Here is a 13,230-nt window from a genome sequence, read left to right as displayed (position 1 = left end):
CCTTAAACGATCGGCATTACGCTCTCGCGTCCTTTTTATTTTGCTTTGCACATCAGCACGTTATTTATCCGCGTGCGGTTCCAGCACCTGTTGCAACGTGGAGGTGTCAGGCCAGGTTTTAAAGCCCTCAGGCGCCGCATATTGTGGGGTCTTGCTGTCGTTGCCTGAGACCTGCGAAAGCATCGCCAGACCATCCTGCTTCATTACAGCCTGATCGAAATAATCCGCCAGTTGAGTTTGAGTCAGCCCGGCAATAACCCGGATCACATTCGTGCGGGTATCAAATTGCGGATTTCCGCGACTGAAATCATTCCCCAGACGGTCGGCTTCCTCATCTAGCGTCTGCGGATTTTGCTGCATTTCATGCACCAGTCCCTGTTTATATTGCAGAAACTCATCATCCTTCATTTCACGCAGACGTTTTTCGGCCTGCTGATAAAATGCCAGATAGCGCTGATACAGATAGTCAGGTTGCTTGCTGTTACTTTGCAGCAGGAAACCAATCCCCCACTGTTTTCCTACCGGAATAGGGAAAGCAAACACGGCATAACCCAGCTGTTCCTGTGTCCGAAGCTGGCTGTAGAACCATGGCTGAATAATCTGTCCCAGCAATGCACTGTACGCCATGCTCTGAACTTCATCATAACCGGTGGGAACATATACCGCTGCCAGTGCTGAGTCCGAACTTGTCCCGATACGCTGGATATTAGCTTTCAGCGGCTGAGTCACTACAGCCTGCTTTCCGCGCCACCACCGCGTCCCATGCGCGCCCAGCTTTTGCATAATTTGCTGAGACATCGCTTTAACCTGATCAGCCGTCATGTTCCCCACAACCATCATTTCCACGGCAGCATGGTGAACCAGTTGTTCACGGTAAGCGTTAACATCATCCAGTGTGATGGCAGAAACCAGCTTTTCACGCTCGCTGCGCTCGGTGTAAGGCACCCGCGAAAGTAACTGAACCGGTTGCAGCGCCAGCTCAAACGCTTTTCCTTTATCTGCTGAAGCTAAGCGTTCGAGATACCATGATTTCGCCTGATCAAGCTGTTCCTGAGTCGGTTTGAAATCGGGGTAGTTATCAACCAGCGCTGCCAGTAAATCAGGCAGACACTCGGTAAAACCTGTGGCAGTAAACTGCAAACCGTTATCCGGAGATGTCCCGAACGTGATCCCGCCAATGGATGCCTGATAACTCAGCTGATCAAAAGCCACGCCGGTGAGGTAATCCGTCAGGCCATAGAGCACCTGATTTTTAGCCGTGCTGAGCGACTGCTCATTGCGGAAAGAAACAGTCACATTGGCTTTAGGCTCATCAGCAAAATAACGACTCGGCATGTAGAACACACGCAAACCTTTATCTTCAACCAGCAGCTGAGGTTTCGTCGCCGTCGAATCTTTAGTGACCAGCGCAAGTGAATCAGGAATGTACGGATTCAGCGCCGGCAGCGACAGCGAAATCCCCTTCCCCAACGTCTGCCACTGCGAGTAGGTTTGCGCGGGAACTTTATCAATTTCATAAGGCGCATTAACGAAGTAGGCCACTTTATTGTGCGGCTCGTTCGGACTGATGATCCAGTAACGCGCATTTTGCGGCGTCATTTCTGTTAGACGTGCCTCAATCGCTTTGGGGTCATACTGGTCAGTCAGATAAGGTGAGTCGAGAACGTGCTCGACAGGGACCCGCAACATGGTGTCCACCAGCCATTCGACATAATCCATATCACGCGTCAGCGCCGGATAGCGGAAGTCGAGCGCCATAACGTGGGCAATTTCATCAAAATAGGTTTTTTTGATGCCCTGAGCGCGTATTTCGTTGAGATAGTTGAAAATGGCTGCAATAACCGTATCGCGCTGCGCCAGTCCCTTATCAGTCAGGGAAACAGAGATATTGAATACGCCCATATTACGGTTAACCATCGGGTCCGCACCTGCGCTGATCCCATCGGCATAGCCTTGCTTCTGTAACCAGTCTGATAAGGTATTCGGGCTGCGGTTACCCATCAGATAGCTGATATAGGTGTCGGTTTTACTGCGAAAATGGGCACTATTATTATCAATTGCAAATTCAACCCGTAATTCTTTGCGCGGCTGTGCAGGAACGAAATGGATAAACTCACCCTTTTGGTCTGCTGTTAATGTCGGGACCGTAATCGGCGGCACAGCTGCGTGGTGATTGGCAATCTGACCAAAGGTTGTGGCGGCCAGCTCAGCAAGTTCAGGCAACGGTTTATTACTGTAAATCACACCGACCATCAGGTTGGCAGAATAGTAGCGCTGATAAAAAGCCGTCAGCTGATCATGAAGCTTACTGCCCGGTTTATCTTTCAACGTATCCAGGTTTCCGCCTGAAAAACGGGACGCCGGATGCCTGGGATTTAATGTCTCTGCGCGAACTTGCGCCATCCGCATGCCGTCACGTGATCGGGCCATGGTCAGTTCAGCGTTCACCGCATTACGCTCACGGTCCCCGTTGGCGGGGTCTAACAACGGTTCACCGATAGCATCTGCAAGGCGATCTACCGCTTCTGGCAAGGCATCGTTTTCTACTTCAAGATAAAACGCGGTACGGTAAGAAGCAGTGCTGCCATTGTGGCTGCCACCGTGTTTCTTAAGGAATTCAGACAGACTTTCCGGCTGAGGATATTTCTTCGAGCCCATCAGTAACATGTGCTCAGTATAGTGGGCAAGACCCAGCTGAGAATCAGGATCCTCCAGCGAACCGACAGGAATGGCGAGCGCGGCGAGTGATTTGGGGGCTTGAGAGTCAGAAACCAGCAAGACGGTCATATCATTAGCCAGTTTAATTGCCTGATACTGGCGAGGGTCGTTCTGACTTTTATTGATAGCTTGTGCAAAAGGCTGCCAGTCGGCTGCACTTGAAACAACAGGGGCCCAAAAGGTCAATAACAACAGTACCCCGGAAATGCGGGTAACGTGTTTTAACATTGCCACTCTCCCTCAATCGAATAAACGTGCCACACGGGCAATAAATATACAGCTCACCGGTAGATGAACCTCAACAAGCTGTTTTGAGCGGTTAAGCCTGCTAAGACCCCGCAGAAACAGGATAGTTGTGAAAAAAATCGAATCGGGATTTTCTTCCTATGTTCCGTCACGTTTTAACCATAAAGCCAATTGCTCCCTATAGGGAAAAATAACCCTGTTAAACCACTCTAAGCTGTTAGCCCGCCATTGCAAGTGGCTTAACAGTATTTTTGTCCGGTAATATGCGGCTTACAGGCACAACTTCAGGGGCCAAAATTGCATATTAAGCGCTGCAATATTGCCTGATATTTTGCCGGCGTTTGAATTGTCGCAGTGACCAGCTTGCAGGATTGTGCATCTGAAATGCCTGTAAACCGATATTCCCAATCTTTCGCTAAAGGCTCAGTCCCCTTTCCTGCCACTGAATATGCTTCAAGCTGGGAATGTGCTTCTGACCACGCCTGCTGAACCTGCCACTGACGCATAAACCCATTGCTCAGTGATTGGTAATAATTCAGGAGGCCCAGAATGGAAACTGACAAGAACAACATGACGATGAGCGCTTCCGTGAGGCTGAAACCTTGCTGTGCTGAGTGGCTTTCATTCATTGCAGATCTGCTCATCAGCCTCAGGACAAAAATCCAGCCATCCCTGTGTCAGCGGTGAAAAAATCAGATTTCCACCAGTCTGTTTTTTAATACTGACTTGCTGATACTGCATAACCGGCTCATTGCCTTCAGCCATGCGTCCCTCACCACGAACCAGAAAGATATCCTGACGCAATGAAGGCCGGGTACACGTCCTGCCACTTCCTGAAACAATGAGGCCTGCGGGCATATCCCGGCACTGCCAGAGAGGTTCGCGGCTGTCTTTCCATGACTGGCGGATACCCCATGCTAATGCTGAGGCTGCATTTTCCCGGGCAATGACATAGCGGTGCTGATTTGACGTCAGCGCAAGCCCGGCGGAAAGTTGCTGTTGCAGCGAGTTAAGGGCAATCAGCCCTAATCCCATCATCACCAGAATACTCAGGATCATGGCGCTCCCCCGCTGTCTGGACGAATCGCGCATTTTTGCTGCTGTCATAAGACGTGGCCTGCAATCATCTCGGTCACCTGCCGGTGGATGAAAGGATTTTTGCTCCAGCTGGCTTCAAGTTGCAGAGAATACAAGCGGCCGGAGCCACTTGCTGCGACCTCGGTTACCACGAACCGGGTCACGCTGACTTCAGCAGGGTCGAGGAGTTTTTCCCAACCTCCACTGCTGCAATCACCCGCCCCGCGCTGGATCTCAATACCGCCCTGACGCAAACGGTAACCAAAGTATTCAGAGTCCGCCGTCCCGGGCTTATCCCATGTTCCGTTGCGGTTCAGGTCATAGATAACAAGGATGCAGGAGCTGGTTGCTTCACCCGCAGCGTTGCCGATGATGACAGATTTACCCGCGCAGGTTCCGTTACAGAAACCGGCCCGGCGAATATCTTTGCCAATGGCAAAAGTAGTCTGGCGCAACAGTTGCTCGAGCTGATAATGTCGGCCCAGACTCTGGCTTCTCTGGCGCATCAGCGGATAGATTTGCGCGGCACTGAGCATCAGCATGCTGCCAATCCCCATCGCAATCATGACTTCAGGCAGCGTGAATCCCTGACAACGGGCTAAATTCACTGGCATAAGCCGATACTCAGTAAAGGCTGATTTTCACTACACGTACGTAACCGTCCTCTGACAGAAAGTACGATTCGCAAACTACCCGCTGAATTTTTTAGTGTGATATGTCCGGCAAGTGCGGCATTACGCAGGCCGTAAAAACCCATAGTTTTTTCACTGACAGCGAGTAACTCCACACCGGGTTCATTGATGGCGAATATTTTACCCACGGCACTATGACAACCTGAAGGGCGGGTTCCGCTCCCCACACATCCATTAGCACCGGCAATGCCCCATAAGACAGCAGAACGATTGTAATTATTGGCTTCGGCCTGCACCCCGTACAAATACAAACGCAGTTGCTGCGCAGATTGCTCAAGCTTTAATGCCTGCTGATAATCGCGCCAGGTGTGGATTCCCCACAATGTGCACATGGCGACCAAAGTCACAACAACCATCATTTCTATCAGCGACATTCCCTCTTCCCCTGCCCGCTCAAATGTTTTCATGCGGCCAAAATAGGCATTTAGATTTTTTCCGCCACTGGGAGAGTCATTTTTTCCAGGATGTCGTGAGAACTATCGGTGCAACGAAATCCACGCGACAAATAAGTTGCGTGATGTCTCGCAGGGATAGCATCGGGATGTAAATCGGGATTGGAATCGTCAGTAAAAGGCGTAAAAAGTGGAGCAGAGGGAAAGCCGGATAAAAGGGAAATGGCCGCCTGACAGTGCTGTCAGGCGGTAAAAACAAGGAATCAGATCGCGACCGGCGCTTTGATTGCGGGATGCGGATCGTACCCTTCAATCTCGAAATCTTCGAAGTTGTAATCAAACAGGGAGGCAGGTTTGCGTTTAATGACAAGTTTTGGCAATGCACGAGGCTCACGCGTCAGTTGCAGATGTGTCTGTTCCATGTGGTTGCTGTACAGATGTGTATCACCACCGGTCCAGACAAAATCACCGACTTCCAGATCACATTGCTGCGCCATCATATGCACCAGCAGCGCGTAGCTGGCGATGTTAAACGGCAGTCCGAGGAAAACGTCGCATGAACGCTGATACAACTGACAAGACAGTTTCCCGTCGGCCACATAGAACTGGAAGAACGCGTGGCAAGGTGCCAGCGCCATCTGATCCAGTTCACCCACATTCCACGCCGACACGATAATGCGGCGTGAATCCGGGTCTTTTTTCAGCTGTTCAACAACGCTCGCCAGTTGGTCGATTTGCCTGCCGTCAGCCGCGCCCCAGGCACGCCATTGCTTGCCGTAAACCGGGCCGAGGTCGCCATTCTCATCTGCCCACTCATCCCAGATGCTGACATTATTTTCACGCAGATAGGCGATGTTAGTTTCACCTTTCAGGAACCACAGGAGTTCATGAATGATTGAGCGCAAGTGACAGCGTTTGGTGGTGACCAGCGGGAAACCTTCCTGCAAGTTGAAACGCATCTGATGACCAAAAATCGACAGCGTGCCTGTACCGGTACGGTCGGCTTTAGGGGTGCCCTCATCGAGCACTTTCTGCATTAAATCCAGATACTGTTTCATGTTACCTCACGACAATTGTTTCTGCGGACGGCGATATGCCCAGACCATCACAATCAGGCCAATGACAACCATTGGAATGGACAGAACCTGCCCCATGCTGATGATCCCGTCGAACAGACCGAGCTGTGCATCCGGCTGACGGTAGTGTTCAACGATAATACGGAATAAGCCATATCCGATCAGGAACAAGCCTGATACCGCGCCCATCGGGCGTGATTTACGGATGAATATGTTCAGAATGATGAATAGCACGATGCCTTCAAGCAGCAGTTCATACAGCTGGGAAGGATGGCGCGGTAATACGCCGTACTGGTTCAACAAAGGCTGCCATTTAGGGTCAGCGGCAGCAATGGCGATATCTTCCTGACGGGATCCCGGGAACAGCATTGCCCATGGCACATCTGTGGTCACACGGCCCCAGAGTTCACCATTAATGAAGTTACCCAAACGACCTGCGCCAAGTCCAAACGGGATCAGCGGAGCGATAAAGTCGGAAACCTGGAAGAAGTTGCGTTTGGTTCGATGGGCGAAAATCAGCATGACCACGATTACGCCAATCAGGCCGCCGTGGAAAGACATGCCGCCATCCCAGACCTTGAAAAGATAAAGCGGGTTATCGAGGAATAAAGGCAGGTTGTAGAAGAAAACGTAACCGATACGACCACCGAGGAATACCCCCAGGAAACCAGCATACAGCAAGTTTTCAACTTCATCTTTTGTCCAGCCGCTGCCTGGCTTATTGGCACGGCGTACTGCCAGCCACATCGCGAAGACAAAACCAACTAAGTACATCAGTCCGTACCAGTGGAGAGATACCGGTCCGATTGAGAAAATCACCGGATCAAACTGGGGAAACGCCAGATAGCTGTTGCTCATCTATCACCACAAATTGTTTATGATTATTGCCCGTTCAGGGGCCAGCAGGGAGCGAATAGTAGCATAGCCGGAAGGTTTTCCGGGGCTAAGCCGCTGGAAAAGTTCTGTAAAAAATCATCTCATCCTGTGCCGGAAAGCGAGCAGGATGGGAGTAATACGGTACAAAGCATCAACTCTGGTGCTTATTTACCACCACGGATCAGGCCGCCCAACCCGCGTCTTTCCATAAAAGCAGCGGTCATATGACGAACGTCCGTCGTAAAATGCGCCTGCAGCACCCGACCGGCAAGCTCTTCGGCATCATGAAGTTCGATACGGCGAAGCAGGTATTTTACACGGGCAACACTGCGCCCGTTCATACTGAGATTACGAAAGCCCATCCCGGTAAGCAGTAACGCACCCATCGGGTCACCCGCCATCTCGCCGCATAAGCTGACATCCAGCCCGGCAACCTCAGCGGTGGTGACAATTTGTTTGAGCACCCGCAGCATCGCCGGATGCAGGCTGTCATACAGCCCGGCAACGCGGGTATTGTTGCGATCAACAGCGAGCAGATATTGCGTCAGATCGTTGGTACCGACGGAAATAAATTCCACTCTTCCGGCCAATGCAGGCAACATAAAGACCATTGATGGGACTTCGATCATTACGCCAAGACGCGTGTGTGGCAGCTCGTAACCCAACTGTTCTTCCACTTCACGTCCCGCACGATCGATTAAACGACGTGCCTCATCAATCTCTTCAAGGCTGGTAACCATCGGCAACAGAATACCGAGATTTCCGGTCGCAGCATTGGCACGCAGCATCGCGCGAACCTGAATCAGGAAAATTTCAGGCTGATCGAGAGTAATACGAATACCGCGCCAGCCCAGACAAGGGTTTTCCTCGCTGATCGGCATATAAGGCAGCTGTTTATCAGAGCCGATATCCAGCGTTCGCAATGTCACCGGCTTTTGCGGAAACAACTGCAACATGCCCTGATATTGCGCGACCTGCTCTTCTTCAGAAGGGAAGCCGCTTTGCAACATGAAAGGAATTTCGGTGCGATACAGCCCGACGCCGTCAACGCGGCTGCCGAACAATTTTTCATGGTCAGCACTCAGACCGGCGTTGAGCATCACTTTCACCCGCTCACCGCTTTTCAGCGCTGCAGGTTGCTCAACATCATCTTCAGCCTTCTGACTCAGCTCCATTTCTTCGCTGATCAGCCGCGTGTATTCCGTGACCAGTACGGCTTCCGGATCAATCAGCAGTTCACCGCGATAACCATCGACAATCAGCTGTCGCTGGCTGAGCAGTGCAGGCTGAATATCGGCGCCCATCACGGTCGGCACGCCCATCGCACGGACCAAAATCGCCGCATGCGAGTTAGCTGCACCATCACGAACTACCACACCTGCCAGCCGGTCCTGCGGCATTTCGGCCAACAAAGTAGCGGTCAGTTCGTCGGCAACCAGAATAAAACGTTCCGGCCACTGTGTGTTGCCCTGAATCGTATCATCAAGATGGAAAACCAGCCGCTGGCCCAGCGCACGTAAATCGCTGCCACGCTCACGCAGATAGGTATCCTGCAAGCTGGCAAACTGCGCCGCAAACTCTTCCACGACCTTTTTAACTGCCCACTCCGCGACGGCGCCCTGATCTATTTGAGCGAACAGTTCACGCTTGAGGCGTGCATCATTAAGAAGGTGAGAGTAGAGGTCAAAAATCGCCGCGCTTTCTTTCTGCGCACTCGCCGCGAAACGTTTACTGAAACGGCGGAACTCAGCACCGGCGTCTTCCAGGGCCCGGGTCAGACGTTCGCGTTCACGGACGGTATCCAGCGTAGACGCCATATAAACGTGATCGAGCGAAGGTTGCGAGCTGTCCTGCCAGCCGATACCGATGGCCACACCCGGCGATGCGGCAAGTGCACGAACGCGCGTCTGGCGAAAGCGCCCGTAAAGCACATTAAGCTGTGCCTGAGAAAGGATCGCCGCCAGCTGAGTGGCGAGCGTGACCATAAACGACTCTTCACTTTCGTCGAACTGCCGGTGTTCGCGTTGCTGAATAACCAGCACACCCAGCAACTGACGGCGGTGAATGATCGGCACACCCAGGAAGGATCGGAAAAGATCTTCTTTTACGGCGGGGATATATTTAAAACTGGGATGGCTCTGCGCATCGGCAAGGTTAATGGGCTCAGCCAGACGCCCTACCAGACCCACAATCCCCTGATCAAACGCCAGCGTAATAGTCCGCCCGCGAGGTTTTTTCAAACCTCGCGTCGCCATCAGGTAATAACAACGGCGGTCATTGTCAGCGAGATAGACGGAACAGACTTCCGTGTCCATCGCCAGGCAGGTTTCGTTGACCAGTACGTCCAGCGCATCATTGAGGCTGGACGCCATTGCTACCTTTTCAACAATTTCTCGCAAACGCGTGAGCATCTCTTCGTGACTTAGCCTCTTTTACGACGATAGGCGGGCGATGTCCTGGGAAGGGAGACTTCCTGCATCGGCATAATCGTGGTGGAAAACTCTTTCATTACACGCCGGTAAACATCGCGCTTAAATGACACCACCTGACGAACCGGATACCAGAAACTCACCCAACGCCAGCCATCAAATTCAGGCGTACTGCTGCGCTGCATATTGATATCAGCATCGTTACACATCAGTTGCAGCAAGAACCATTTTTGCTTTTGGCCGATACAAACCGGCTTTGTGTCCCAACGCACCAAACGTTTTGGCAATTTATAACGTAACCAGTTACGGGTTGAAGCCAGAATACGGACATCTTTACGGCCAAGCCCCACTTCCTCAAACAGCTCGCGGTACATGGCCTGCTCAGCGGTTTCACCAGGGTTTATGCCCCCTTGTGGAAACTGCCAGGAGTGCTGGCCGTATCGTCTGGCCCACAACACCTGACCCTGCTTGTCACAGATTACAATACCAACATTCGGGCGGTAGCCATCATCATCGATCACCGGACTACCCCAATAGCTAAACTCATAGATGTACTGATTGTTTCATACTACCAACAGGCGGTAAACCACTGGTTAATACCGATCAGCATGAATAAAAATGGGATAACTCACAGTTATACGCCAAGTTATAAACAGATTTTAGAAATCACCTGCGATTTTATTCACTTTTTCTGTGGATAGGTATGTGAAGAACTTCAGAGTAAGCAGGGTAAAACTCTTCTTAACTTATTTTTACCGGGAAAACATGCTCCGATAAAAATTTTTAAAAACAAATACTTATTCACATTAAACAGAGTTATCCCACGGTTAAAAATGAGAGTTATCTCACACCTTCAAGTGATCTGGCGAAAGATCCACCAATGTTGTTTTTATCCACAGCGATCGTCTAAAAGTTGACGTCATTGCCCCAAAAATTGGATAAAACCCCTCCCGTCAAGCCTGTAAATCGAACCAGTGATCGAATTCAGGCAGGGTTATCCAAGAAATCTGTGGATAAGTAGGTGGAAGATCCTGTTCATTGTCGCCTTCAACAGGTGATCAACCTAATCGTTAAGGCGCAAAAGAAGTCAGAAACCTGAAAAAAAACTAAGACAAATCATGCTATTATTTCATTGCTCCACAGGGATAAGTTTTTATTCACTGTGCATGACAAAAGCAGTACGAAATTTAATCTATTGAGTGAGCGTTGTTTTTTTATGTCTATTCCTTTACCTGCCACCCAGCCTCCGCACAACGAACAGCAACTGTTGCACCGCGCACAATCGCTGGCGGGTCATACGCTGGGTGAACTGGCCGCTCACGCTGGCCTGCCCATTCCTGAGAACCTTAAACGGGAGAAAGGCTGGGTCGGTATGTTGCTTGAGGTGTATCTCGGCGCCATTGCAGGAAGTAAACCGGAGCAGGATTTCGCTGATATTGGCATTGAGCTGAAAACGATCCCAATTGATTCCCGTGGCAGGCCGCTGGAAACCACATTTGTCTGCGTTGCCCCGTTAACCGGTAACAGTGGTGTGACGTGGGAAAACAGCCATGTGCGCCATAAACTGGCGCGAGTTTTGTGGATACCGGTCGAAGGTGAGCGCCAGATCCCCCTGGCTGAGCGCCACATCGGGGCGCCTTTATTATGGCAACCCTCTGAGGAAGAAGATGAGCAACTGCGTCAGGACTGGGAAGAACTGATGGATTTGATTGTTCTGGGTAAAGTCGAAAGCATCACAGCCCGACATGGGGAATACCTGCAAATTCGCCCCAAAGCTGCCAACAGCAAAGCGCTGACGGAAGCGATCGGAGAGTCAGGGCAACCCATTTTGACGCTGCCGCGCGGCTTCTATTTGAAAAAGCGTTTTACGGCGGCGCTTCTGGCCCGCCATTTTCAGCTTTAACCGATATCATTTCCCGCTGCCTGCGGGATAGTTTGCTACGCTAAATGTGAATATCTTCGGTACAACAAAAAGGAACGTTAACGATGATGAAGAAAACTTTAATGGCGGTCGGTGCTGCGCTTGTGGTGTTGAGCCTCGCGGGCTGTGCCAGCGATTATGTGATCTCAACCAAAGACGGCAATATGATCCTGACTGATGGTAAACCTAAGCTGGATAAATCTACCGGACTGCTGAGTTACACAGACGAACAAGGCAACGACCGCCAGATCAATAATGACAACGTCAGCCAGGTGATGAAGCGTTAAGCATTACGCTTCTTAACCCGTCGCAGAGCCAGTTATCAGGACTGGCTCTTTGTTATTTTATCCACCGACCGCGTCGTTCCTCCCGCACACACTGCCACTTCCCCCATCTGCCAGCCTTGTATATAGTCAGTTAAGGCGCTTTTTCTAACAGGCTGACATTCTCAGATATAAAGGAAGACCGGCAATGCAATATCACCGTATACCCCACAGTTCTTTAGAAGTGAGCTTACTGGGACTTGGCACCATGACTTTTGGTGAACAAAACAGCGAAGCCGACGCCCACCAGCAACTCGATTACGCCGTTGCGGCGGGCATCAACCTGATTGATACCGCAGAGATGTATCCCGTTCCGCCGCGTCCTGAAACCCAGGGGCTGACGGAAAGCTATATCGGCAGCTGGCTGAAAGCCCGTGGCAACCGTGAGAAAATTGTTCTGGCGAGCAAAGTCTCCGGGCCTTCCCGCGGCAATGACAACGCCATTCGTCCGGCTCAGATGCTGGATCGCAAAAATATCCGCGCGGCGCTGGATGCCAGTTTGCAACGTCTGAATACGGATTATCTGGATCTTTATCAGTTGCACTGGCCACAGCGTCAGACCAACTTCTTTGGCAAACTGAGTTATCAGTACACCGAAGAGCAGTCTCCGGTTACCTTGCTGGAAACGCTGGAAGCGCTGAATGAACAGGTTCGTGCCGGTAAAATCCGCTATATCGGCGTTTCTAACGAAACCCCGTGGGGCGTGATGCGTTACCTGCAACTGGCGGAGAAACATGATTTGCCGCGTATCGTTTCGATTCAAAACCCCTACAGCCTGCTGAACCGCAGCTTTGAAATCGGTTTGTCGGAGATCAGTCAGCACGAAGGGGTTGAACTGCTGGCCTATTCCAGCCTGGCATTCGGCACGCTGAGCGGTAAATACCTTAACGGTGCGAAACCGGCCGGGGCGCGTAATACGTTGTTCAGTCGTTTCACCCGTTACTCATCACCGCAGGCTGAAGCGGCGATTGCTGAATATGTCGCGCTGGCGAAGAAACGTAATCTGGATCCTTCTCAGATGGCGCTGGCCTTTGTGCGTCAGCAACCGTTCGTGGCCAGCACGCTGCTGGGCGCAACCACAATGGAACAACTGAAGATCAACATCGACAGTCAGGATCTGACACTCGATGAGGAAATCCTCGCTGATCTGGAAAACATCCACAAACGCTTCACCATTCCTGCGCCGTAAATCCTGATTGCAGGCAACAAAAAAGGGCGCTGAGCGTAATGCCGATCGTTTAAGGATCAGTTGACCGATCCGGTGGCTCGTGTAAAAAGGGTTCATGCTCATCATGGACCCTTTTTAAATGGAACTTTCACAAGCTCTCGGTATTATCAATCTCACTGCCCCCGATGAAGTTCAAAGCCTCGCTGACCTCCTGTCTCCTGACCTCATTCAGCAAGCTTTTTCTCTCACTGACACCGTCACCCTACGCAAGCGTAAACTCCCCCTCGAGTCCATGGTCTGGCTGGTTATCGG

At 51.2% G+C, this 13,230-nt stretch carries 13 protein-coding genes; 4 read left to right on the top strand and 9 right to left on the bottom strand.

The features are described from left to right. Positions 1–60: 60 nt before the first annotated feature. From ptrA to rppH, 9 genes are all read right to left on the bottom strand, one after another. Entirely contained in the window at positions 61–2,946 is a 2,886-nt protein-coding gene (ptrA, locus tag UC14_RS14145; RefSeq protein WP_112197930.1) for a pitrilysin, read from the bottom strand. Positions 2,947–3,248: 302 nt separating this feature from the next. Beyond that, positions 3,249–3,593, bottom strand: coding sequence for a prepilin-type N-terminal cleavage/methylation domain-containing protein (locus UC14_RS14140; protein ID WP_112197929.1), 345 nt, complete (start codon positions 3,591–3,593; stop codon positions 3,249–3,251). Further along, the gene (locus UC14_RS14135; RefSeq protein ID WP_232829690.1) at positions 3,586–4,071 is read right to left on the bottom strand and encodes a YgdB family protein; all 486 of its coding nucleotides are present in this window, start codon (positions 4,069–4,071) and stop codon (positions 3,586–3,588) included. Before UC14_RS14135 ends, UC14_RS14140 begins: the two co-directional genes overlap by 8 nt. Beyond that, the gene (locus UC14_RS14130) at positions 4,068–4,655 is read right to left on the bottom strand and encodes a prepilin peptidase-dependent protein (RefSeq protein WP_112197927.1); all 588 of its coding nucleotides are present in this window, start codon (positions 4,653–4,655) and stop codon (positions 4,068–4,070) included. Before UC14_RS14130 ends, UC14_RS14135 begins: the two co-directional genes overlap by 4 nt. Next, positions 4,646–5,107 carry a prepilin peptidase-dependent protein gene (locus UC14_RS14125; RefSeq protein WP_112197926.1) on the bottom strand — a complete coding sequence of 154 codons (462 nt, stop codon included), beginning with the start codon at positions 5,105–5,107 and terminating at the stop codon, positions 4,646–4,648. The genes UC14_RS14130 and UC14_RS14125 overlap by 10 nt, the downstream gene beginning before the upstream one ends. 281 nt (positions 5,108–5,388) lie before the next feature. Beyond that, positions 5,389–6,183, bottom strand: a complete 795-nt coding sequence (thyA, locus tag UC14_RS14120; RefSeq protein WP_013574165.1) for a thymidylate synthase — start codon at positions 6,181–6,183, stop codon at positions 5,389–5,391. Between the two features lie 6 nt (positions 6,184–6,189). Then, positions 6,190–7,059, bottom strand: coding sequence for a prolipoprotein diacylglyceryl transferase (gene lgt / locus UC14_RS14115; RefSeq protein ID WP_013574164.1), 870 nt, complete (start codon positions 7,057–7,059; stop codon positions 6,190–6,192). Between the two features lie 182 nt (positions 7,060–7,241). Next, complete coding sequence (gene ptsP, locus UC14_RS14110) at positions 7,242–9,488, bottom strand: phosphoenolpyruvate--protein phosphotransferase (protein WP_013574163.1); 2,247 nt, start codon at positions 9,486–9,488, stop codon at positions 7,242–7,244. An 11-nt stretch (positions 9,489–9,499) separates the two neighbouring features. Beyond that, positions 9,500–10,027, bottom strand: a complete 528-nt coding sequence (rppH, locus tag UC14_RS14105) for an RNA pyrophosphohydrolase (RefSeq protein WP_013574162.1) — start codon at positions 10,025–10,027, stop codon at positions 9,500–9,502. Positions 10,028–10,722: 695 nt separating this feature from the next. Between rppH and mutH the strand changes: the two genes are divergently transcribed. The 4 genes from mutH to UC14_RS14085 form a co-directional block, all read left to right on the top strand. After that, positions 10,723–11,409 carry a DNA mismatch repair endonuclease MutH gene (gene mutH, locus UC14_RS14100; RefSeq protein WP_013574161.1) on the top strand — a complete coding sequence of 229 codons (687 nt, stop codon included), beginning with the start codon at positions 10,723–10,725 and terminating at the stop codon, positions 11,407–11,409. A gap of 86 nt (positions 11,410–11,495) precedes the next feature. Beyond that, positions 11,496–11,714, top strand: coding sequence for a YgdI/YgdR family lipoprotein (locus tag UC14_RS14095; RefSeq protein WP_198670074.1), 219 nt, complete (start codon positions 11,496–11,498; stop codon positions 11,712–11,714). Between the two features lie 184 nt (positions 11,715–11,898). Beyond that, positions 11,899–12,939, top strand: coding sequence for an NADP(H)-dependent aldo-keto reductase (locus UC14_RS14090; protein WP_013574159.1), 1,041 nt, complete (start codon positions 11,899–11,901; stop codon positions 12,937–12,939). A gap of 118 nt (positions 12,940–13,057) precedes the next feature. Further along, on the top strand, positions 13,058–13,230 hold a 173-nt coding region (locus UC14_RS14085), incomplete at its 3' end, for a transposase domain-containing protein (protein WP_198670073.1).

Source organism: Rahnella sp. NRRL B-41462, assembly GCF_003263525.1.
Classification (GTDB): domain Bacteria; phylum Pseudomonadota; class Gammaproteobacteria; order Enterobacterales; family Enterobacteriaceae; genus Rahnella; species Rahnella aceris.
This window is presented reverse-complemented; position numbering and strand designations above follow the sequence as displayed.